Genomic DNA, 20599 nt, shown 5'->3' with positions numbered 1-20599 from the left:
AAACTGCGAAGGGCGCGTCAGCGCGGCACGATCGTCTGTTGCCCTGGGCACGAGGCCAGGATCCGTTTCATCGCCTCCTTCTCTGCCGCCGTGACCCACAGCCGGTAGGCCGCCTTGACCGAAATTTGGCGGGCGACGTAGTGGCAGCGGAAAGCCTTGTTTGGCGGCAGCCAGGTGGCGGCGTCGGAGGCACTCTTGTCCTGGTTGGCGGGACCGTCGACGGCGATCAGGTTGAGGGGATCGTTGGCCAGGTGTTCGCGCTGCTGCGCGGTGAGCTGCTGGGCGCCTTTTTGCCACGCGTCTCCCAGCGCCACGACGTGGTCGATCTGCACCGCAGCACTGGTTTCGGCGCCGCGCCGGAAAACGATCGTGCGGCCGGTGTACGGTTCCTGGAACGTGCCGCCGGCCACCTGGCAGCGGGAGCCGCTGACGAATTCGGCGGCCGCCAGGTCGCGGTGGAGGATATCGTTGCGCGTATCGCAGCCGTTGCGGTCGACGTCGAGCCATGCCTGGCCGAAGGCACCCCGGTCATAGTTGTTCTTTGCCGACCGTCCCTTGACCGCGAGGGTGTCGAGCAGTGCGGCAGCGTTTCCCTGCGGCACTGCCCGGACGGCGTCCACCGCGTTCATCCACCCTCGGGCAATGACGGGGGCCTCGCGGGGGCCGGCGATTTGCGGCTCCGCAGCGGAAAACTGGCCGGCCGTGAAGAACCAGACCAGGCCGCCCAGGACGGCCAGGCCGGCTGCGGCAAGGAGGATCCAGGCCTGGCGGGAGTGGCGGCGGGCGCGGCGGAAATCCATCCAGGTGGCGCTCATGTGGGCGGCCGCTCGCGGCGTTTTGGCTGCACGCCCTGAGCCTATGCGGACGCCACGCCACTCGGGCGGTTGTCCACAGTGTTGGGGACCGGTGGCGGAACGCGGGGGCCTATTGCTCCCGTGTGACCCGTTTCAGGTCTTCGTTGGCCAGATCCAGCAGGCCCTGGAGCTGGGTCACCCGGTCGTCGTTGACTTCACCGGACTGGCGTTTGACGAGGGCGTCGTCCAGCAGCCGCTTCGCTTCTTTCGCGTTGCTCCGCGCGACGTCCAGCGCGTGTTCCAGGGTGGTCTCGTGTTCAACAGCCGGGTTCGGTTCCATGGCTCCATTGTGGTTCCCTTTCCCGGCCGATTCCAGTGCATCGGCCGGGAAAGGAGGAACATGTCCCGGTCAGGGACATTCGCCCTGGCTAGACCTCGACGGGCAGCCCTGCGGCCTCGAGGATGGACGCAGCATCCTTGGCGGGGAAGGACGGCGGGTTGACCCCGGCCATTTCCTCCATGACGCGGACCACCTGGCAGCTGTAGCCGAACTCGTTGTCGTACCAGACGTACAGGACGAGGTTCTTGTCGTTGGAGATCGTGGCCAGGCCGTCGACGATGCCTGCCCGGCGTGAGCCGACGAAGTCCGTGGAGACAACCTCGGGCGAATCGATGTAGTCGATCTGCTTGCGCAGCTCGGAGTGCAGCGACATTTCCCGCAGATAGTCGTTGACCTCATCCTTGGTGGTGCCGTTCTCCAGGTTCAGGTTCAGGATGGCCAGCGAGACGTCCGGGGTGGGGACGCGGATGGAGCTGCCCGTGAGCTTGCCGAGCAGTTCCGGCAGGGCCTTGGCCACGGCCTTGGCGGCACCGGTCTCGGTGATTACCATGTTCAGCGCGGCAGAGCGTCCACGGCGGTCGCCCTTGTGGAAGTTGTCGATCAGGTTCTGGTCGTTCGTGAAGGAGTGGACCGTCTCCACGTGGCCGTGCACCACGCCGTAGCGGTCGTTGATCGCCTTGAGCACAGGGGTGATGGCGTTCGTGGTGCAGGACGCCGCCGAGACGATCGTGTCCGAGTCGTCGATGGTGCCGTGGTTGATGCCGTGCACGATGTTCTTCAACTCGCCCTTGCCCGGTGCGGTGAGGAGAACGCGGGCAACACCCTTGCTCAACAGGTGCTGGGAAAGGCCCTCGGCGTCGCGCCAGCGGCCCGTGTTGTCGACGACGAGCGCGTCGTGGATGCCGTAGGCGGTGTAGTCCACCGTGGAGGGGTTGTCCGAGTAGATGACCTGGATCTGGACGCCGTTGGCCGTGATGGTGTTGTTTTCGAGGTCAACCTTGATGGTGCCTTCGAAGGAGCCATGGACGGAGTCGCGGCGCAGCAGGCTCGCGCGCTTGGCAAGGTCGTTGTCTGAACCGCGGCGGACCACGATGGCACGCAGGCGCAGGCCGTGGCCGCCGCCTGCCTTTTCGATCAGGAGCCGGGCCAGGAGCCGGCCGATGCGGCCGAAGCCGTAGAGGACGACGTCGGTGCTGGTGCGGTCGTCGCCGCCGCGCTTGCCGACAACCTCGGCGAGTTCGGCGCGGAGGAACTCATCCAGGCTGGCGCCGTCGCCCTCGGCGCGGTATTTCTCGGTGAGGCGGGCAATGTCGATCGCCGCGGCGCCGAGGTCCAGCTTGGTCAGGGCCTCCAGCAGCGGGGCTGTCTCCTCGAGGCGCAGTTCTTCCTTGCTCATCCTGCGGGCGAAGCGGTGGGCCTTGAGGATATTCATGGTGGACTTGTTGATCAGGCTGCGTCCGTGGATGGAGGTCACCACGTTGTTCTCGCGGTACAGCCGGCCGATCACGGGGATCATGGCCTCGGCGAGTGCCTCACGGCCCATCCACGTATCAAGACAAGAATCTGACGTCTGGCTCACAGAACTACCTTCCTAGAATCCACCCCCTACGTCCTCGTAGGGGGAAGTCGGCCGCCGGAGGGTGTCCGGTACCGGGCACCGGCGGGGATTCGGTCCACCCCGGGCGCCTCATCGAGCGCAAAGAAAAACCGCCGGCTGCGAACGCAGACCCGGCGGCAGAACTTCTACGTTCACCATCAATTCTACGGGCGGCCAGGCAGGGTGGGGTGCCTGTTGCGCGTGAATTGACTCACACACTGTCTGGGGCCACGTCGAAGTCGGCAAAACCATCCGCGCCGGGCGTAAGCCCCTCTGCGTCCTCAAGGATCATGTCGACGGCCTTTTCCGCGATCATGATGGTGGGTGCCTGGGTGTTGGCACTGACCAGCCGGGGCATGATCGAGGAGTCAACGACCCGCAATCCCTCCAGCCCGTGGACCTTCAGCCGCGGGGAGACAACGGAATCGTCGGTGGTACCCATGGCGCAAGTGCCGACCGGGTGGTACGAGGTCCGTCCGTAGGACCGCACGAAATTCACGTACTCGTCGCGGGTTGCCACCCGGGAGCCGTCGCCGATGTGCTCCTTCTGGATGAACGCCGCCATCGATGACTGTTCCATGATTTGCCGGCTCTGCTGCACGCCTGCGATCGTCATCTCCAGATCGTAGTCATCTGCCAGGAAATTCGGATCGATGATCGGTGTCATTGTGGGATCTGAGGACGCGACGCGAACTGTCCCCCGGCTGCGGGGGCGCAGGAAGTACGAGTTGAGCGTCGCCCCGAATCCGGGCCGCAGCGACGCAATGCCCGGCTCCGACCTCGCCGCGGGCAGGAAGTGGAACTGCAGGTCCGGGGTCTTCTCATCTGTGTTGGCGTAGCTGAAGCCGCCGGCCTCGACGAGGTTGGACGCGAACGGTCCCGTGCGGAAGGCCAGATACTCGAGGCCCGCCAGGACTGTCGCCGGGCGCACCCGATTGAACCGGTCCAGGCTGTGGTCATCGGTGAGCTCGTAGATGATGTCCAGGTCAAGGTGGTCCTGCAGGTTCTTCCCGACCCCTGGCAGGGCGTGGAGCACGTCGATGCCGGCGGCGGCAAGGTCTGCCGGGTCGCCGATGCCTGAAAGCTGCAGCAACTTGGGCGAGCCAAACGCGCCGCTGGCGATCAGCACCTCGCGCCGGGCCCCGTAGGTTCGCGCGACTCCGCCTTCAATCGTCTGGATGCCGACGGCGCGGCCATTCTTGATGACCACCTTGGAGACGGTCACATTGACGCGGACAGTGAGATTGGGCCGCCTGCGCGCGGGTTTCAGATAGGCGACGGCTGCGCTGCACCGGCGCCCATTCCTGGTGGTGGTCTGATAGAAGCCAACGCCGAGCTGCTTCGCCCCGTTAAAATCGTTGTTGTAGGGCAGCCCGAACTCCTGGCCCGCCTGCACGAATGCCGCCGAGAGCGTGTGCGGACGCCGGAGATCAGAGACGCCGAGCGGCCCTGTGGTTCCATGGTGGGGTCCTGAGAGCCTGGTGTTTGACTCCGAGCGAATGAAATACTTGGACACCTCGACGGCGGACCAGCCCTCGCATCCGTAGTCCCCGGCCCACCCGTCGTAGTCCCCAGCCACGCCGCGGGTGAAGACCTGGGAGTTGATGGACCCGCCGCCGCCAAGCCCGCGGCCTTGAGGGAGCGGGATGCTGCGGCCGTTGCTGTGCTTTTGCGGAACACTGCTATACGCCCACTGATACGGGCCCCCCTTCAGTCTCGGGAAGCCCGCGGGCATGTGGATGAAGGGATGGCGGTCGGACCTGCCCGCCTCGAGCAGAAGCACACGGACTGAGGGGTCTTCACTCAATCTGCCAGCCAGAACGCTGCCGCCGGTACCACCCCCGGCGATCACATAGTCGTACTCAGCATCGTCCGGCACTATGACTCCTCAACCATCGCCGAAGCTACCGCTCCTTGAAGCGTTGATTGAAGTGTGTTAGTTCCGCGGCCATGATGTCAAGCATCCGGGCTGGCGTGCACCGCCGCACGTAGGCGGCACACGGCGGAACGGACGGGGCGGCCGTGTGCCGCCTTGAGAAATGAGGCCGACAGGAGGCCTGAGCAAATTTGTGCGCGACTCATGGAGCCGTGGGGCCAGTCAGACTTCCGGAGACCATAGACGGCTGGGGACCTCAAGAGTACCTTACGTCTTATGACGGGCTCTGAAATGAGGCCATCGCCCCGAGGAACTCCATTCAGCGCAGCGCAGTGGCTGATCTTGACACGGCGGGCCTGGTTGGCAACCGCGCTGGCAGCCGTGGCCGCAGCCTTGAACAACTCCGCAGCGGCGGCACAAATCGGCGCGGCCGCCGACCCCACCGTCCCTGGGGCCGCCGACCGTGGCACGCTCCAGATGACCCAGGACCCCCTCGCCCTGCTCGACAGCGTGGCGCTCCTCTGCGAGTTCCCCGTCCGGGAAAACGGTGAAACAACATGGCCGCAAGGCGTGTCCATCAACGAGGGCGCACAGGAAATCTACGTGTCAAACCAGAATGGCACCGAATTGCGAATTGACGTCCGAACCCTCCCCGCAGGGATCAGGAGGTCGTCGAGAATCGTCACAACCGAAGATCTGTGCTGGACGGAAGCATTGCCCTGGTTCTACAACGAAAGAGGGCAGCTTTGCTTCATCATCAGGGCAACCGGTGGGGCGCGGGCGAATGCGTCCACCTATGCTGTCTACAACTACACCACCGGCACCAAGGGTGCCAACATTCCAATCAACGGTATCTGGCGCGCGGACGTGTCCGGCAGATACATGGCAACAACTGACGCCGGCACCACTTCGGTGAGCAGCTTTTACGTCTACGACTGGGCCAGCGTTCAAGCCGGCAATCCCGCTCTGATAGCAACCATCCCCGCCCAGGCCGGTGCGCGGACCGCCGGTAAGAACCAGGGCCTGGCATGGGTCGGCAACTATTTCTACCTGATCCAGGGCAGTCAGTCGGAGAGCCCGACCTTCCAGGCCTGGGACTCCAACGGCAAACTGTCGATCTCCAGCAAATACACGCGCGCCGACTTCATGGATTTGGTCAACAAACTCAAGCCCGGATATCTCACGAACGCGAACTACACCTACGAGGCAGAGGGCGCATTCAACCACGAAGGCAAACTCGTCTCGGTACAGATTGTGAACAACAACCCTTCAGTGGCCACAGACGGGCGGGTCCTGGTACTCCAGCACAACCGCACCGACGGGGTGCGGGGCAAAATGCAGCCGGCGGATGTGGCAGGTCAATGACGTCGGCCGGATCCGGCAAACCTCATCGAAGATTGTCGGCGTTGGGTGGATGGGTTGACCGATACGCCGGGTTCTGTGTTCCCGCGCTGTTACCGGCGCGGGAGTAGCGGCCATCCATCTACGGACGCCGTTGCCGACGCCCTCCAGCGGCCTACCCGAACACTCGGGCGAGCAGCCCTCAAACGTGTCCTGTCTGGCCTTGCTCCGGGTGGGGTTTACCTAGCCTTCCCGGTCACCCGGGAAGCTGGTGGTCTCTTACACCACCGTTTCACCCTTACCTGCCCTGCGGTCTGTGCAAGCACACGCCGCACGCAGGCGGTCTGTTCTCTGTGGCACTGGCCTGCGGGTTACCCCGAGTGGGCGTTACCCACCACCCTGCTCTGCGGAGCCCGGACGTTCCTCGAGCCACTTGCGTGACGCGCGGCCGCCTGGTCAACCCATCCGCTGTTCATTCTACGTTCTCCCGGCCGGCGCAGCCGCACCACGGACTTTCGGGGCTGCCGGTGGGAGAATTTAAGCAGGGTTCCTGCTAGTCAAGAAAGAGTGATCCCGATGAACTGGACCGCCATCATCATCTGGCTGTTGGCCATCGTCCTGGTGGCTATTCTCGCCAAGATGTCGATCAAGATTGTGCGCCAGTACGAACAGGGCGTCCTGTTCCGTCTGGGCCGGGTGGTCGCGGTACGGATGCCCGGCCTGCGGTTCATCATCCCGGTGGTGGACCGGCTTCAGCTGGTGAGCCTGCGGATCGTGACAATGCCGATCCAGTCACAGGGCATCATCACCCAGGACAACGTCAGCGTCGATATCTCGGCAGTGGCGTACTACCGGGTGATCGACTCCGTGAAGTCCGTCGTGGCGATCGAAGACGTGGCCGCGGCCATCAACCAGATCGCCCAGACCACCCTGCGGAAAGTGGTCGGCCGCCACAGCCTGGACCAGACGCTGTCGGAGACTGAGCGCATCAACAGCGACATTCGGATAATCCTGGACGCGATGACCCTGGAATGGGGTGTCGAAGTGACGCTCGTCGAACTCAAGGACATCCAGCTCCCGGAGAGCATGAAGCGGGCGATGGCCCGGCAGGCGGAGGCCGAGCGGGAGAAGCGGGCCAAGATCATTTCGGCCGAAGGAGAGGCGATCGCCGCCGTGGCCCTCGGCGCGGCATCTGACACGATGATGGCCCACCCGGTCGCCCTGCAGTTGCGGAATCTTCAGTCCCTTGTGGAGATCGGGGTGGACAAGAACTCAACCGTCGTCTTCCCGGCGCCTCTGATGAGCACCATCGCCGAACTGGCCGCTTTCCTGGCACGCGAGGACCATGTGGCCAAGACGGCGATCTCGGCGACGGCGACGCCAGAGGCACCGACAACGACGCCACCGATCAAAGCGGCGTAGCGTCCCCCCGGGCCTATTATCGAGGGATGGACAAATCTGCCCTGACCCGGCGCCGGCTGCTTGAGCTGGCAGGAATCGGCCTTGGCGCGTCCGCGCTCTCTGCCTGCACAGAGGGCATCGCGCATCCCGAGACGTCTCCGCCCGCGCCAGCGAGCCCAGCCAGCCCGACGGCGTCAGGGCCGCGGGCGGGCGCCGGCGCGCTGACGGTCCGGACCAGCACGGGTTCGTTCGTCTCGGCTTTCCGCCCCGGCATCGCCAGCCATTGGTCGCTGGCCGCACCCGAATTGCCGCCCGGCGGCGCGCGGCCCGAATTGCCCGTGGCTGTCTTTCTTCACGGACTCCACGGCAGCCACAAGGCACTGTTCGAGGGCTTGTCGGCGCATAAGGCCCTCCAACGGCACCTCGACGCCGGCGGCGCGCCCTTCGCGATCGCCGCGGTGGACGGCGGAAACACCTGGTGGCACCCCCGCGCCGACGGCAGCGACACCCAGTCGATGCTGGTGAAGGAGTTTGTCCCGTTCCTGGGCAAGCGGGGCTACGACCTTGGCAGGATCGGCCTCTTCGGTCTCTCCATGGGAGGCTTCGGTTCGCTCCTGCTGGCCTCCCAGGGCCGGCTGCCCGGAATTCGCGCCGTCGCCGCCATGAGTCCGGCGGTCTGGGACAACTACGACGCACGCATGGACACAGCATTCGACAGCCCGGCTGACTTCGCGGCCCATGACGTGTTCGCGCTCCGGTCCCGGCTCGCGGCGGTGCCCAAGCGGATCGATTGCGGCACAGGGGACGCGCTTGCCGCCACGGTTCGTGCCTACCGTGCAGGGCTGAAGGGCGACGTGGAGGGTGGTTTCCGGCCCGGCGGCCACGACTACAGCTACTGGCGGACCGTGCTGCCCGAGGTGTTCTCATTCCTGGGCCACAACCTCGCCTGAACCCGCCACCGCCGGCCGCGTACTGCGGCGCCCGCGGAACGCGCCGCCGGTAGGATCGTACGGTGCTAATTCTGTTGCCGCCCTCCGAGGGCAAGACTCCCGCTGTGCGCGGGGACGCCGCCGACTGGGGCGCCTTGAGCTTTCCCGCCCTCAACAGCTCCCGCGCCAAGGTCCTGGAGGCGCTCGGCACCGTCAGCGCCCACGAGGACGCGCTGGCGCTGCTGGGCGTCGGCGCCTCCCTGAGCGCCGACGTCGAACGCAATACGCGGCTGCACGCGGAACCTGCCGCCCCGGCCCACCAGGTGTATTCCGGGGTGCTCTTTGACGCCCTCGGCTACAACACGCTGACCCCGGCGCAGCGGAGGAAGGCCGACGAATCGGTGCTGGTGGTCTCCGCCCTGTGGGGAGCCATCCGCTTCGCCGACCGCGTGCCCGCCTACCGGCTGTCGATGGGGACTTCGCTGCCCGACGTCGGACGGCTCGCCTCATTCTGGAAGCCGCAACTGAACGACGCCCTGGCGGCGGCCACTACGGGTGAGCTGTTAGTGGATTGCCGGTCGAGCACCTACGCCGCGGCGTGGACTCCCCCGCCGGTACAGACGGTGGCCGTGAACGTCTTCACCGAGACCGCGGGCGTGCGCAAGGTGGTCAGCCACTTTGCCAAGCACACCCGGGGCGAACTGGCACGGCATTTGCTCAGCCGCCGGGGCAAGGCGCCCCAAACCCCCGCACAGTTGCAGAAGGCGGCGGCGGAGAAGTGGGTTGCCGAACTCGTTGAGGGCACGGACCGGAAGCCGCACACCCTGAACATTATCCTGCCGAGCTGAGGCGCAGGCGGGTGCTTAGGCCCACTCGGACGAGCGCACCAGGATGCAGCCGGAGTCCGGGCAGAACACGATGTCGTCCTCGGCCGCGGCCTTGATCTCGGCCAGGTCGCCCGGGCTCAGGTGCATGCCGGAGCCTTCCGAGGTGCCGTGGAAGAGCCGGGCAGCGCCGACGCCGCGCTTGGCCAGGGTCTTCTCGTAGACGGCGAGCATTCCGGCGTCGAGTCCGGCGGCGAACTCGGCACGCTGCCCGCGCACCACCGTGGCTTCGGCGGCGATCTCGGCCAGCTGCTCGTCCAGCTCCGCACGGATGGAGCCGAAGGAGCCCTGGATGTCGTCCACAATCTGCTGCTGGGCCGCCTGGCGGGCGCGGAGCGAGTCGAGCCGTTCAAGGACTTCGAGCTCCACGTCCTCGAGGTCCGAGCGGCGCTTGTTCAGCGATACGAGGTCCCGCTGCAGGGCGACGAGGTCCTTGGACAGCCCCGTGCCGCTGTTGAGCCTGGCCTCGTCGCGTTCGATCCGGGAGGCGACTTGCTCGACGTCGGCCTCTGAGCGCTTGAGCTCCAGTTCAGCATCGTGGACGGCCACCTTCGCGGCACCGAGCTCACCGTTGGCCACGCTGAGGGCGGCTTCCAGGTCCGTGATGCGGGAATCGCTTTCAAGGCTTCGCCGGCGGTTGGACAAGGACTTGAGCTTGGCATCGAGCCCCTGCAATTCGAGCAACTTCAACTGTTCCGCCGGTGCTGCCTTGGCCACTATTTACCTCCGCTAAATCCAATCCGGCCGAAGCCGGGCACCGTCCCGGCGCTCCTTAGACTCTAGCGCCTAGCGTACTCCCCGGCCTCGCTACGCTCACCCGGGGCCCCTCGCACGCCAGGCTTAGCCCGGAGTCAGAATGAAGTCCCACGGGTCGCTGTTGGTGCTGCTGACCCGGATCTCGACGTCGTGGCCCTGGTCGGTGAGCACATTGCCCAGCGCTTCGGCGGCCGCGGGCAGCCACAGCCATTCACTGGCGAAGTGGGAAACGTCGATCAGGTACGGCCGGTCGTTGACCGCCGCCTCCCGGGCTTCCGATGCCGGGTGGTGCCGCAGGTCCGCCGTGACGTAGACGTCCGCGTTGCTCGCCCGCACCTCGCCGAAGAGCGAATCGCCGGCGCCGCCGCAGACAGCCACCCGCCGGATCAGCCCGTCCCGGTCCCCCGAGACACGCACACCGCCGGCCACCGAGGGCAGGATGCCGTACACGCGGGCCGCGAAATCACCCAGCGTCAGGACCTCGTCGAGGTCGCCGACGCGGCCAATGCCTTCCTCGGGGAGCCCGTTCGCGGCCGGCGTCAGCGGGGCCACGTTCTGCAGGCCCAGCGCGTCCGCCAGGACGTCGGAAACGCCCCCGACGGCGGAGTCACCGTTGGTGTGCACGGTCAGCAGCGCGGTCCCGGACTCGATTAGGCGGTGCACGGCCTTGCCCTTGGCCGTATTCGCGGCCACGGACGTCACGCCCTTGAGCAGCAGCGGATGGTGCGTGATGAGCAGCTCGGCACCGAAGTCGATCGCTTCCTCGATCACGTCAATTGTCGGATCGACCGCGAACATGACCCGGTGCACCTCGGCGTTCGGGTGGCCGGCCACCAGACCCACCTCGTCCCAGTCCTCCGCCAGGGATTCGGGCCAGAGCTCCTCCACCGCCAGCTGGATCAGGCCCAGCGTCGCGGCGCCGGTGTCCTCCCCGGTGCCGGTACCGGCGTCGACGGCGGCAGCAGGGCGGTCGGATTCCGCTGAAACATCGGTGTTCACAGGTTCCATACCCCCATTTTTACCCTATCCGCGGGCGGCCCGGTCACTCGTAACACTCTCGTAAGGTGGGTGGGGAATCATCGGGGCCCTCGAACCATTGAAGAGATCATGAGAACTTTTGTCCTCGGCGGAGGCTGCTTCTGGTGCCTCGACGCCGTCTACCAGAAAACCAAGGGCGTCAGCTCAGTCGTGTCGGGCTACACCGGAGGCCATGACCGCAGCCCCGACTACTACTCTGTGTGTTCCGGGACCACAGGCCACGCCGAGGTGGTGGCAGTGACATTCGACGAGGACGTCATTCCCGCCGAGGTCATCCTGGACATGTTCTTCGCCCTCCACGACCCCACCACGCTGAACCGGCAGGGCTACGACGTCGGGACACAGTACCGTTCCTCAATGTTCTACGAGACCACCGAGGAAAAGATCCTGTTCGAGGAGGCGATCGAGCGGAACCAGTCCCTGTGGCGGCACCCGATCGTCACCGAGGTCAGCCGGCTGCCCCAGTTCCATGTGGCCGAGGAAATCCACCAGGACTACTTCGCCAAATACCCGGAGCAGGGCTACTGCCAGGTCATCATTAACCCCAAGCTGGCCAAGGCGAGGAAATATTACTCTGCATGGCTTAATGCTTAGCTAGGGCCTGTAGGCGCTCGTTAGGCTGACCTCAGTCAACCCTCTTCAAAGACAGGCATACATACATGGCACCGATCTATGACGATGTAACCCAGCTGGTAGGCGGAACTCCGCTGGTCCGGCTGAACCGGCTGACCGAAGGCCTTGACGCCACCGTGGCCGTCAAGCTGGAGTTCTACAACCCGGCCAACAGCGTCAAGGACCGGATCGGCGTCGCGATCGTTGACGCTGCCGAGAAGTCCGGTGCCCTCAAGCCCGGCGGCACCATCGTCGAAGGCACGTCCGGCAACACCGGAATCGCCCTGGCCATGGTGGGCGCGGCCCGCGGCTACAGGGTCATCCTGACCATGCCCGAGACCATGTCCACCGAGCGCCGGGTCATGCTGCGCGCGTACGGCGCCGAGATTGTCCTGACCCCCGGTTCCGAGGGCATGCGCGGCGCCGTGGAGAAAGCCCAGGAGATCGTGGCCAACACGGAGAACTCCATCTGGGCCCAGCAGTTCGCCAACGAGGCCAACCCGGAGATCCACCGCCGCACGACGGCCGAGGAAGTCTGGGCCGACACCAACGGCAAGGTGGACATCTTCGTCGCCGGCGTCGGCACCGGCGGCACCGTCACCGGCGTCGGACAGGTCCTGAAGGAACGCAAGCCGGAGGTCCAGATCGTGGCCGTCGAGCCGAAGGACTCCGCCATCCTCAACGGCGGCGCCCCCGGCCCGCACAAAATCCAGGGCCTCGGCGCGAACTTCGTCCCCGACATCCTGGACACCAACGTCTATGACGAGGTCATCGACGCCACGCTGGAAGATTCCGTCCGGGTGGCGCGCGAACTCGGCATCAAGGAAGGCATCCTGGGCGGCATCTCCTCCGGCGCCATCGTCTGGGCGGCCCTGGAGCTCGCCAAGCGCCCGGAGAACGCCGGTAAACTCATTGTTGCTGTGGTTTGCGACTTTGGTGAGCGCTACATCTCCACCGTGCTGTACGACGACATCCGCGGCTAAGTCCGCTGACCCACGATTGCCCAGAAAGGTCTTTGTGAGCTTCTTCGCAAGACTGAAGGAAGACCTCGACGCCGCCCGGTCCCACGACCCGGCGGCTCGAGGTTCTTTTGAGAACTTCTTCGCCTATTCCGGCCTGCACGCGATCTGGTTCCACCGCCTGACGCACCGGCTGTGGCAAAACCCGGCACTGCGGTTCCCGGCGCGGCTGATCTCCCAGCTCGCCCGGTTCCTGACCGGCATCGAGATCCATCCCGGCGCGACCATCGGCCGGCGCTTCTTCATCGACCACGGCATGGGTGTCGTCATCGGCGAGACGGCCGAGATCGGCGAGGACGTCATGATCTACCACGGCGTGACCCTCGGCGGCCGTTCGCTCGCCAAGATCAAACGCCACCCCACCATCGAGGACCGTGTGGTGATCGGCGCGGGCGCCAAGATCCTGGGCCCCATCACGATCGGCCGGGACAGCGCCGTCGGCGCCAACGCCGTGGTGGTCAAGGACGCCCCGGCCGAATCAATCGTCACCGGCGTGCCGGCCACCTGGCGCCACCGCGACGCGCAGCGCGAGACCAAGCCCGCCGTCGACCCTGCCGAATACCTGATCGAATACCGGATCTAGACCGGGCTCTGGACCGGCTCCCGACTGAACCGGGTACCTAGGCAGCCTTACGCGGGAACCTGTTGTAGATGTTCCACAGGACGGCGTCGAACGCCCGGTCCGGCAGCAGGTGGCGCAGCAGCAGGATCCCGCGGGCGCTGGCACCCACCGGGTAGCGGGTCCTGGGCCGCTGGGCGGTCGCGGCGTGCAGGATCGCCTCGGCAGCGAGCTCGGGCCGCGACGACGTTGCGGGGTTGTCCGTGGTGCCCAGCGCCGCCGCCACCACCTTGGCCTGGGCCGCATAAGGGCCGTTTCCGGAGCTGGCCAGCAGCCCCTGCGCCGCAATGGCGCCCCACTCGGACTGCGTCCCGGCCGGCTCGATGACGGCCACATCAATACCGTGCGGCTTGAGCTCGAGCCGCAGCGAATCGCTCAGGCCCTCCACGGCGAACTTGGTCGCATGATACCAGGCACCCAGCGGCTCGTACATTTTGCCGCCGATCGATGAGATGTTGATGATCCTGCCGGCACGGGCGGCCCGCATGGCGGGGATCACGAGCTGCGTCATGCGCGCCAGGCCGAAGACGTTCACGTCGAACTGCCGGCGGCCCTCAGCCAGTTCGACCTCCTCGAGCGACCCGTACGTCCCGTAGCCGGCGTTGTTGACCAGGACGTCGATCCGGCCGTGCGCGGCCAGCACGTCCCCGACGACGGCGCTCATCGACGCCTCATCGGTCACGTCCAGCGCCACCACCTTGACCCCGGATGCCTTCAGCGGCTCCATCAGCTCCACACGGCGGGCCCCGGCATAAACGGTGAAGCCGGCCGAGGCAAGCTTTTTCGCGGTTTCGAAGCCGATGCCGGTGGAGGCACCGGTGACAAACGCTACGGGCTGGGGCATGAGTTGAACTCCTTGGGCGCTGAACTCCTGGGGCAGGAGCGGTGCGGAAACACGGACGGCCGGCGCCTCCCAGCGTATCTGGAAAGTACCGGCCGTCGCGTTGGAACGGGGTGGGTCAGTGGGTGTCGACTGCCTCGATCTCGGACTTGTCCTCGCCCCAGAGGGTGTGGAAAGTGCCCTCGGCGTCAACGCGGCCGTAGGTGTGCGCCCCGAAGAGGTCACGCTGGCCCTGGATGACGGCGGCCGGCAGGCGCTTGCGGCGCAGGCCGTCGTAGTAGGCCAGCGAGGAGGAGAACACCGGCACCGGGATGCCGAGCTGCACCGCGGTGGACACCACCCGGCGCCAGGCCGGAAGGACTTCGGCGATCGCCTTGGTGAACGCCGGGGCGAAGAGCAGGTTGGCCGGCTTCTCCGCAGCGGCGTAGGCCTTGGTGATCTCCTTGAGCAGTTCCGCGCGGATGATGCAGCCGCCGCGCCACAGCGAGGCGATTTCATCCAGCTTCAGGTCCCAGCCGTATTCCTTGGCCGCGGAGGTGAGCATGTCCAGTCCCTGGGCGTAGGAGACCAGCTTGGAGGCGTAGAGCGCCTGGCGGACGTCCTCGACGAAGCTCTCGGGGACCTCGACGGCGGCCTCGCCGCCAGCCAGCAGCTCCTGTGCCAGCACGCGCTGCTCGGCCTGGGAGGACAGGGCCCGGGCGAAGACGGACTCGGCGATGCCCGACGTCGGGGAGCCGAGCTCAAGGGCGGAGATGACCGTCCAGCGGCCCGTGCCCTTCTGGCCGGCGGCATCCACCACGACGTCGACGAACGGCTTACCGGTCTTCGCATCGACGTGGCCGAGGACCTCGGCGGAGATTTCAATCAGGAAGGAGGCGAGGTCACCCTTGTTCCACTCTTCGAAGATCTTGGCCTGCTCGGCCGGTTCGATCCCGGCGCCGGAGCGCAGGAGGTCGAAGGCCTCTCCAATGACCTGCATGTCGGCGTATTCGATGCCGTTGTGGACCATCTTGACGAAGTGGCCGGCGCCGTCGGTGCCGATCCAGGCGCAGCAGGGCTGACCGTCGACGTGCGCGGCGATCTTTTCCAGCAGCGGGCCGAGGGCGTCGTAGGACTCCTTGGAACCGCCCGGCATGATTGAGGGGCCGTTGAGGGCACCCTCCTCGCCACCGGAGACACCGATGCCGACGAAGTGCAGGTCCTTCTTGGCGAGCGCAGCCTCGCGGCGGCGGGTGTCCTCGTAGTGCGAGTTGCCGGCGTCGATGATGATGTCGCCCGCTTCCAGCAGCGGCTCGAGCTGTTCGATCACGGAGTCCACCGGCTTGCCGGCCTTGACCATGATCAGGACGCGGCGCGGCTTCTCCAGCGAATCAACGAGTTCCTGGAGGGTCTCGGTGCGGACGAAGTCGCCCTCATCGCCGTATTTGGCGAGAAGGGTGTCTGTCTTTTCCACGGACCGGTTGTGCAGGGCAACGGTGAAGCCGTTCCGGGCCAGGTTGCGTGCGAGGTTGGCCCCCATCACCGCGAGGCCGGTAACACCGATGTGTGCTGACATCAAAAACTCCAATTCATTTTTGTACACGGTGATTTCTGTAGACCACGTGTACGGCGATTCGTCTCAGACGTTCATCTAGGACTCGGCAGGTCGCGCCGCGGAGGGCGGAACCCACTCTTGAGGATTGTGGCTGTCCTTAAACCATATGTATTTCCGCGGGCCGCGGGAAAGCCGCGCCCACGGAGCGGAATGCTGCGCGTCATAAACAGTCTATGATCACCGGCGCCCGCCACTCCGGTCGGCCCGGACCAGGCCCACCGCATTATGCTTACGACTATGTCAACCAGCCTCCACCACCGCGCCATTGAGCACCTCGGGACCCGGATCGTGGCCGGCGAGCTTCCGGCCGGGCACGTCATGCTTGCCGAGCACCTTGAGGACGAACTCAAGGTCTCCCGCTCGGTGGTCCGGGAGGCGGTCCGGGTCCTCCAGTCCCTGGGCCTGGTGGAGACCATCAAACGCGTCGGCATCCGGGTGCTGCCCTCGAACCGGTGGAACCCCTTCGACCCGCTCGTGATCCGCTGGCGGCTGGCCGGCGAGGGCCGCGGCGCCCAGCTGCGCTCCCTGGCCGAGCTCCGCACCGCCGTCGAGCCGGTGGCCGCCGAGCTGGCCGCGGCCAACGCCCCCGAGGAACTCCGCCGCGAACTCGTGGAGATCTCGCACGCCATGCGCGACGCCGGGCAGGCCGGGGACGTGCCCCGGTTCCTCGAGCTGGACATCCTGTTCCATTCCCTGCTGCTGACCGGCTCGGGCAACGAGATGTTCGCCAACATGGTGGGCCAGGTGACTGAGACGCTGACCGGCCGCACCATCCACGGCTTGATGCCGGACCACCCGCGCGAGACGGCGCTGCGCTGGCACGTGGAGGTCGCCGAGGCCATTGCCGCCGGGGATGCCGCCGCCGCCCGCGAGGCCTCGAACCGGATCATGCGCGAGACCATCTCGGAGATGGAGCCGAGCTGGAAGAACCAGCCGCGGGTGTTTGTCCCGGTCGAGCGCCACTAACCCGCCACTGGCCCTCCCGGCCCCGACGGCGGCGCTCCTCACGCCGGCGCCCGCCTGAAGTCCAGCAGCACCTTCCCCGAAACAGCCGCGTTCCTGGCGACCTCGAACGCTTCCAGTCCGCGGTCCAGGCCAAAGGTGTGGGTTACCACGGGGTCCACCCGCAGGGAGCCGTCGGCGAGCGCCGCTATGACGTCGTCGATTTCGTCATTGAAGCGGAAGGAGCCCACCAGCTCCAGCTCGCGGGTAATGGCCAGGGAGATCAGGACCGGCTGCGGGCCGGAAGGCAGCAGCCCCACCATCACCACCCTGCCGCCACGGACCGCGCCCGTGATCGCCGAGGCCAGGCCCCGGTGGCTGCCCGAGGACTCGATGACGACGTCCGCCTCAACCGCGGCGATCGCCCCGGCGTCGTCCCCCTTGAGGACCGCGTCGGCCCCCACGGCACGGGCTATCTCCAGCGGCCGCTCGTGCATGTCCACGGCCACGATCCGGCCGGCGCCGGCGCGTTTGAGCACGGCCACGGCCAGGGCCCCGATGGGACCGCTGCCGATCACCAGCGCCGTCTTTCCCGCCACGTCCCCGGCGCGCGCCACGGCGTGCCAGGCGACGCTGGCCGGTTCCGCCAGGGCCGCGGTCTGCAGGTCCAGCCCCGCCGGCAGCGGCCGGAGCATCCGGGCCGGCAGGTTCACATACCGGCTGAACGCGCCGTCGGTGTGCGGAAACCGCGCGGCGCTGCCCAGGTAGGTGCAGCCCGGCGACAGATTCGGACGCTCCGCCGGGTACAGGGCGCCGCCAGGGCCCGGCGTGGCGGGATGCACCGCGACGGCCGTGCCGGGCCCGGGCCCCGAGCCGTCAGCGGCGGCGCGGATCACGGTCCCCACGATCTCGTGGCCCAGGACCATGGGAGCCTTGAGGACGGATTCGCCCGCGGCGCCGTGCAGCCAGTAGTGCAGGTCGGAGCCGCAGATGCCGCCGAAGGCGACGTCGATGACGGCTTCATCGGGCGCCGGCGCGGGCACGGGGATGTCCTCGATCCGCAGATCGCCCGCCGCGTGGGCCACCACCGCCGCGGCCGTGGCCGGAAGTGCTGCCACGCCGCCCATCAGACCACCACCGTCATTCCGCCGTCGATGAAGATGGTCTGGCCATTGACGAAGTCGGATCCGTCGGAGGCCAGCCACACGGCGGGTCCGGCCAGGTCCTGCACGGTCCCCCAGCGGTGCGCGGGGGTCCGGCCCAGGATCCAGGCGTTGAACTGCTCATCGTCAACAAGGTTTTGGGTCATCTCGGTGTGGATGTAGCCCGGCGCGATCCCGTTGATCTGCAGGCCCGAGGCGGCCCATTCCGCGGTCATGGCCCGGGTCAGGTTCCGCAGGCCGCCCTTCGCCGCGATGTAGGGCGCGATGGTGGGCCGGGCGAGGTCGGTCTGGACCGAGCAGATGTTGATGATCTTGCCCCGGCCCCGCGGGATCATGTGCCGGGCCGCTTCCCGCCCCACCAGGAACGCGCTGGTCAGGTCCGTGGAGATGACCCGTTCCCAGTCGGCCACGTCGAGCTCGAGCATCGGGACCCGGTGCTGGATGCCGGCGTTGTTGACCAGGATGTCCAGCGGGCCCACGTTCTCCTCCACCCAGGCGATGCCCCGGGCGGCCCCGGTGTCGCTGGTGACGTCGAAGGCGCAGCTGTGCACCCGGCCCGGCGCGTAGTCCGCGGCCATCGCGGCCTCGGCGGCCTTGAGCCGCTCGGGGTTGATGCCGTTGAGCACCACGGTGGCGCCGGCGTCGGCCAGGGCCCGGGCCAGGGCGTTGCCGATTCCCCGGCTCGAACCGGTCACCAGGGCCACGCGCCCGGTCAGGTCAAAAAGTCCGCTCATGGTTCACTGATCCTCATTTGGTCTTTGCTGCTGTGTTGGCTGTTGGCTTGTCGCTGGGGTTGTCACGCGCGTTGTCGCTGAGGTTGGAAATGGCCTGCCGCACGACGGCGAGGTCCCGGTCCCCCAGCCCCTGGCGCTTGAGTTCCGCGTAGAGCTCGGCGCCGGCGGCCGCCATCGGTACTGCGGCACCCGCGGCTGCGGCGCTCTCGAGCACGAAGGAGAGGTCCTTGTGCATGAACTTGGCAGGCCCGGTGGGCTCGTAGTCCCTGGCGGCGAGTCGTGGGCCCACGATGTCCAGGACCCGGCTGCCCGCGAGTCCGCCGGCGAGCACCTCGTAAAGGGCGGGCACCTCCATGCCGGAGCGTTCGGCGAGCTCCGCGGCCTCGGCGAGCGCCGCCGTCGTGGTTCCCACGATCAGCTGGTTGCACGCCTTGGCGAGCGACCCCGATCCCAGCGGTCCCAGCCGCCGCACGGTGCTGCCCATCGCGCCGAAGAGCGGCAGGAGCCGGCGGAAGTCGCCGTCGGTGGCGCCCGCCATGATGGCGAGGGTGCCGTCCGCCGCGCCTTTGGTGCCGCCGCTGACGGGCGCATCGACGACGACGGCGTTGCCCCCGCTCGCCTCGGCGACCCGTGCCCCGAAGTCCCGCACGCCGGACGGCGACACGCTGCTCATCACCACGACGGCGGTTCCGGGCGCGGGCGGGCTGGCGGCCCAGCCGGCCAGGAGCGCGGCACTCGCATCCTCAATGTCGGACAGATCCGGCAGCATGAAGACAATGACGGGCTGGTCGCGAAGCGTCTCGACCCTGGCCACGCGCGAGCCGCCCAGGGCCTCGAAGGCGTCCAGCGCCGCCGGCGAACGGTTCCAGGCGGTGACGGTCCATCCTGCCGCGAGGAGGTTGGCGGCCATCGGCGCGCCCATCAGGCCGAGGCCGACAAACCCGGCCTCCCTGCGGTCAATCTCCATGCGTTGCCCTCGATTCGTCGTGGTTAATCTTGAGATTCTGTTCAGCATCCTAGCCTCCATTCAGTATGATGAACACTATGACGCCCAAAACCACCGTCGCGATCGCCGTCCCGCTCGAAGCAGAGCTGGTGGACCGCATCCGCGCCGTAGATCCGTCCGTGACCGTCCTCTACGACCCCGAGCTCTTGCCGCCGGAACGTTTTCCCGCCGACCATGCGGGTGACCCGGACTTCCGCCGGACGCCGGAGCAGGAAGAGCGCTACTGGGACATGCTCAACAAGGCCCAGGTCCTGTACGGGCTCCCCAACGAAAGCCCGGCAGGCCTCGCCCGGATCGCCGGCAGCAATCCCCGGCTTGAGTGGATCCATGCCATGGCGGCCGGCGCCGGCGGTGCCGTGAAGGCATCGGGGCTGGACGCCGCGACGCTGCAGAAGTTCAGGGTCACCACCTCGGCCGGGGTGCACGCCCTGCCGCTCGCCGAGTTCGCCGCCCTGGGCATCCTCAACGGCTTCAAGCGCAGCGCCGAGCTGGCCCAGGACCAGGCGGCCAAGGTTTGGCCCGAGCTCCGCATCCCCACCCGCCTGGTCAACGGCTCCCGCCTGGTGGTCACCGGGCTCGGCGAGATCGGGCTCGAGACCGCCCGGATCGCCCGCGCCCTGGGCATGAGCGTCAGCGGGACCAAGCGGACCGTGGAGGCCATCGACGGGATCGAGACGGTCACGGACAACGACCGCCTCGCCGGCCTGCTGGGCACTGCAGACGCCGTCGTCAATACCCTGCCCGGCACGCCGTACACCGAGAAGCTCTTCAGCCGCGACGTCTTCGCCGCCATGAAGCCCGGAACGGTCTTCGTCAACGTGGGCCGCGGCACCGTGGTGGATGAAGAGGCGCTTCTGGAGGCCCTGGGCAACGGCCAGGTCTCCTATGCCTGCCTCGATGTCTTCGCCGTGGAGCCGCTGCCGCAGGACAGCCCGCTGTGGAACCACCCCAGGGTGATGGTGTCCCCGCACACCTCGGCGCTCAGTGCCGCCGAAAACCGGCTGATCACCGAACGCTTCTGCAGCAACCTGCGGACCTACCTCGACGGCGGCGAACTCCCACACCTGGTGGACACGGTGCACTTCTACTGAGTCCGTTCTTCCGCACTGCACA

General features: G+C 67.1%; 20 protein-coding genes and 1 other RNA gene. 9 read left to right on the top strand and 12 right to left on the bottom strand.

What is annotated here, in order from left to right:
- Positions 1–17 precede the first annotated feature (17 nt).
- The 4 genes from ARTB_RS00690 to ARTB_RS21705 form a co-directional block, all read right to left on the bottom strand.
- Positions 18–815 (bottom strand): HNH endonuclease family protein, encoded by a 798-nt coding sequence (locus ARTB_RS00690; protein ID WP_243177197.1) that lies wholly within the window; start codon positions 813–815, stop codon positions 18–20.
- Positions 816–924: 109 nt separating this feature from the next.
- On the bottom strand, positions 925–1134 hold the full coding sequence (locus ARTB_RS00685) for a hypothetical protein (protein ID WP_018773403.1): 210 nt from the start codon (positions 1132–1134) through the stop codon (positions 925–927).
- Positions 1135–1222: 88 nt separating this feature from the next.
- Positions 1223–2713, bottom strand: coding sequence for a glyceraldehyde-3-phosphate dehydrogenase (locus ARTB_RS00680; protein WP_308197201.1), 1491 nt, complete (start codon positions 2711–2713; stop codon positions 1223–1225).
- A gap of 229 nt (positions 2714–2942) precedes the next feature.
- Entirely contained in the window at positions 2943–4610 is a 1668-nt protein-coding gene (locus tag ARTB_RS21705) for a GMC family oxidoreductase (protein WP_243177195.1), read from the bottom strand.
- A gap of 357 nt (positions 4611–4967) precedes the next feature.
- On the opposite strand from ARTB_RS21705, the gene ARTB_RS00670 reads away from it, so the two are divergent.
- Positions 4968–5972: a hypothetical protein gene (locus tag ARTB_RS00670; RefSeq protein ID WP_243177194.1), complete on the top strand. Its 1005-nt coding sequence runs from the start codon at positions 4968–4970 to the stop codon at positions 5970–5972.
- 46 nt (positions 5973–6018) lie between these two features.
- On the opposite strand, the gene rnpB is transcribed toward ARTB_RS00670, so the two are convergent.
- Positions 6019–6412: RNase P RNA component class A (gene rnpB, locus ARTB_RS00665), an RNA gene on the bottom strand.
- A gap of 112 nt (positions 6413–6524) precedes the next feature.
- On the opposite strand from rnpB, the gene ARTB_RS00660 reads away from it, so the two are divergent.
- The 3 genes from ARTB_RS00660 (at position 6525) to ARTB_RS00650 (ending at position 9126) form a co-directional block, all read left to right on the top strand.
- Positions 6525–7370: a slipin family protein gene (locus ARTB_RS00660; RefSeq protein WP_243177193.1), complete on the top strand. Its 846-nt coding sequence runs from the start codon at positions 6525–6527 to the stop codon at positions 7368–7370.
- Between the two features lie 26 nt (positions 7371–7396).
- Entirely contained in the window at positions 7397–8299 is a 903-nt protein-coding gene (locus ARTB_RS00655) for an alpha/beta hydrolase (protein ID WP_243177192.1), read from the top strand.
- A 62-nt stretch (positions 8300–8361) separates the two neighbouring features.
- Positions 8362–9126, top strand: a complete 765-nt coding sequence (locus tag ARTB_RS00650) for a YaaA family protein (protein ID WP_243177191.1) — start codon at positions 8362–8364, stop codon at positions 9124–9126.
- Between the two features lie 15 nt (positions 9127–9141).
- On the opposite strand, the gene ARTB_RS00645 is transcribed toward ARTB_RS00650, so the two are convergent.
- Positions 9142–9879 carry a zinc ribbon domain-containing protein gene (locus tag ARTB_RS00645; protein ID WP_243177190.1) on the bottom strand — a complete coding sequence of 246 codons (738 nt, stop codon included), beginning with the start codon at positions 9877–9879 and terminating at the stop codon, positions 9142–9144.
- A 123-nt stretch (positions 9880–10002) separates the two neighbouring features.
- On the bottom strand, positions 10003–10926 hold the full coding sequence (locus tag ARTB_RS00640; protein ID WP_243177189.1) for a Nif3-like dinuclear metal center hexameric protein: 924 nt from the start codon (positions 10924–10926) through the stop codon (positions 10003–10005).
- A 99-nt stretch (positions 10927–11025) separates the two neighbouring features.
- Between ARTB_RS00640 and msrA the strand changes: the two genes are divergently transcribed.
- The 3 genes from msrA to epsC all read left to right on the top strand — a co-directional run bounded on the left by msrA (position 11026) and on the right by epsC (position 13170).
- Positions 11026–11550, top strand: a complete 525-nt coding sequence (msrA, locus tag ARTB_RS00635) for a peptide-methionine (S)-S-oxide reductase MsrA (protein ID WP_243177188.1) — start codon at positions 11026–11028, stop codon at positions 11548–11550.
- A 65-nt stretch (positions 11551–11615) separates the two neighbouring features.
- On the top strand, positions 11616–12551 hold the full coding sequence (gene cysK, locus ARTB_RS00630) for a cysteine synthase A (RefSeq protein ID WP_243177187.1): 936 nt from the start codon (positions 11616–11618) through the stop codon (positions 12549–12551).
- Positions 12552–12585: 34 nt separating this feature from the next.
- Complete coding sequence (gene epsC, locus ARTB_RS00625; RefSeq protein WP_018773413.1) at positions 12586–13170, top strand: serine O-acetyltransferase EpsC; 585 nt, start codon at positions 12586–12588, stop codon at positions 13168–13170.
- A gap of 37 nt (positions 13171–13207) precedes the next feature.
- On the opposite strand, the gene ARTB_RS00620 is transcribed toward epsC, so the two are convergent.
- Complete coding sequence (locus ARTB_RS00620; protein WP_243177186.1) at positions 13208–14050, bottom strand: oxidoreductase; 843 nt, start codon at positions 14048–14050, stop codon at positions 13208–13210.
- Between the two features lie 115 nt (positions 14051–14165).
- Positions 14166–15602 carry an NADP-dependent phosphogluconate dehydrogenase gene (gndA, locus tag ARTB_RS00615; protein ID WP_018773415.1) on the bottom strand — a complete coding sequence of 479 codons (1437 nt, stop codon included), beginning with the start codon at positions 15600–15602 and terminating at the stop codon, positions 14166–14168.
- A 276-nt stretch (positions 15603–15878) separates the two neighbouring features.
- On the opposite strand from gndA, the gene ARTB_RS00610 reads away from it, so the two are divergent.
- The gene (locus tag ARTB_RS00610; RefSeq protein ID WP_028277812.1) at positions 15879–16607 is read left to right on the top strand and encodes a FadR/GntR family transcriptional regulator; all 729 of its coding nucleotides are present in this window, start codon (positions 15879–15881) and stop codon (positions 16605–16607) included.
- A gap of 38 nt (positions 16608–16645) precedes the next feature.
- Here ARTB_RS00610 and ARTB_RS00605 read toward each other — a convergent pair whose 3' ends face one another.
- Genes ARTB_RS00605 through ARTB_RS00595 form a run of 3 tightly spaced genes read right to left on the bottom strand, consistent with a single transcriptional unit; the run spans position 16646 to position 19447 of the window.
- Complete coding sequence (locus tag ARTB_RS00605) at positions 16646–17710, bottom strand: L-idonate 5-dehydrogenase (RefSeq protein WP_243177185.1); 1065 nt, start codon at positions 17708–17710, stop codon at positions 16646–16648.
- Positions 17710–18480 (bottom strand): SDR family oxidoreductase, encoded by a 771-nt coding sequence (locus tag ARTB_RS00600; RefSeq protein WP_079554757.1) that lies wholly within the window; start codon positions 18478–18480, stop codon positions 17710–17712. Before ARTB_RS00600 ends, ARTB_RS00605 begins: the two co-directional genes overlap by 1 nt.
- A gap of 13 nt (positions 18481–18493) precedes the next feature.
- A complete protein-coding gene (locus ARTB_RS00595) occupies positions 18494–19447 on the bottom strand; it encodes an NAD(P)-dependent oxidoreductase (RefSeq protein ID WP_243177184.1) in 954 nt (317 codons plus the stop codon).
- 65 nt (positions 19448–19512) lie between these two features.
- Between ARTB_RS00595 and ARTB_RS00590 the strand changes: the two genes are divergently transcribed.
- A complete protein-coding gene (locus tag ARTB_RS00590; protein ID WP_308197200.1) occupies positions 19513–20577 on the top strand; it encodes a D-2-hydroxyacid dehydrogenase in 1065 nt (354 codons plus the stop codon).
- The last annotated feature ends 22 nt before the right edge of the window (positions 20578–20599 follow it).

It is taken from the genome of Arthrobacter humicola, assembly GCF_022803015.1.
Classification (GTDB): Bacteria; Actinomycetota; Actinomycetes; order Actinomycetales; family Micrococcaceae; genus Arthrobacter; species Arthrobacter humicola_A.
Note: the sequence above shows the minus strand (reverse complement) of the source record. Positions and strands in the feature narration are given on the sequence as shown.

What these genes read in the sequence shown, in the direction of transcription:
- ARTB_RS00690 (WP_243177197.1), bottom strand. Translation starts at nt 815, where the DNA reads ATGAGCGCCACCTGGATGGATTTCCGCCGCGCCCGCCGCCACTCCCGC.
- ARTB_RS00685 (WP_018773403.1), bottom strand. Translation starts at nt 1,134, where the DNA reads ATGGAACCGAACCCGGCTGTTGAACACGAGACCACCCTGGAACACGCG.
- ARTB_RS00660 (WP_243177193.1), top strand. Translation starts at nt 6,525, where the DNA reads ATGAACTGGACCGCCATCATCATCTGGCTGTTGGCCATCGTCCTGGTG.
- ARTB_RS00655 (WP_243177192.1), top strand. Translation starts at nt 7,397, where the DNA reads ATGGACAAATCTGCCCTGACCCGGCGCCGGCTGCTTGAGCTGGCAGGA.
- ARTB_RS00640 (WP_243177189.1), bottom strand. Translation starts at nt 10,926, where the DNA reads ATGGAACCTGTGAACACCGATGTTTCAGCGGAATCCGACCGCCCTGCT.
- msrA (WP_243177188.1), top strand. Translation starts at nt 11,026, where the DNA reads ATGAGAACTTTTGTCCTCGGCGGAGGCTGCTTCTGGTGCCTCGACGCC.
- cysK (WP_243177187.1), top strand. Translation starts at nt 11,616, where the DNA reads ATGGCACCGATCTATGACGATGTAACCCAGCTGGTAGGCGGAACTCCG.
- ARTB_RS00620 (WP_243177186.1), bottom strand. Translation starts at nt 14,050, where the DNA reads ATGCCCCAGCCCGTAGCGTTTGTCACCGGTGCCTCCACCGGCATCGGC.
- gndA (WP_018773415.1), bottom strand. Translation starts at nt 15,602, where the DNA reads ATGTCAGCACACATCGGTGTTACCGGCCTCGCGGTGATGGGGGCCAAC.
- ARTB_RS00610 (WP_028277812.1), top strand. Translation starts at nt 15,879, where the DNA reads ATGTCAACCAGCCTCCACCACCGCGCCATTGAGCACCTCGGGACCCGG.
- ARTB_RS00605 (WP_243177185.1), bottom strand. Translation starts at nt 17,710, where the DNA reads ATGGGCGGCGTGGCAGCACTTCCGGCCACGGCCGCGGCGGTGGTGGCC.
- ARTB_RS00600 (WP_079554757.1), bottom strand. Translation starts at nt 18,480, where the DNA reads ATGAGCGGACTTTTTGACCTGACCGGGCGCGTGGCCCTGGTGACCGGT.
- ARTB_RS00595 (WP_243177184.1), bottom strand. Translation starts at nt 19,447, where the DNA reads ATGGAGATTGACCGCAGGGAGGCCGGGTTTGTCGGCCTCGGCCTGATG.
- ARTB_RS00590 (WP_308197200.1), top strand. Translation starts at nt 19,513, where the DNA reads ATGATGAACACTATGACGCCCAAAACCACCGTCGCGATCGCCGTCCCG.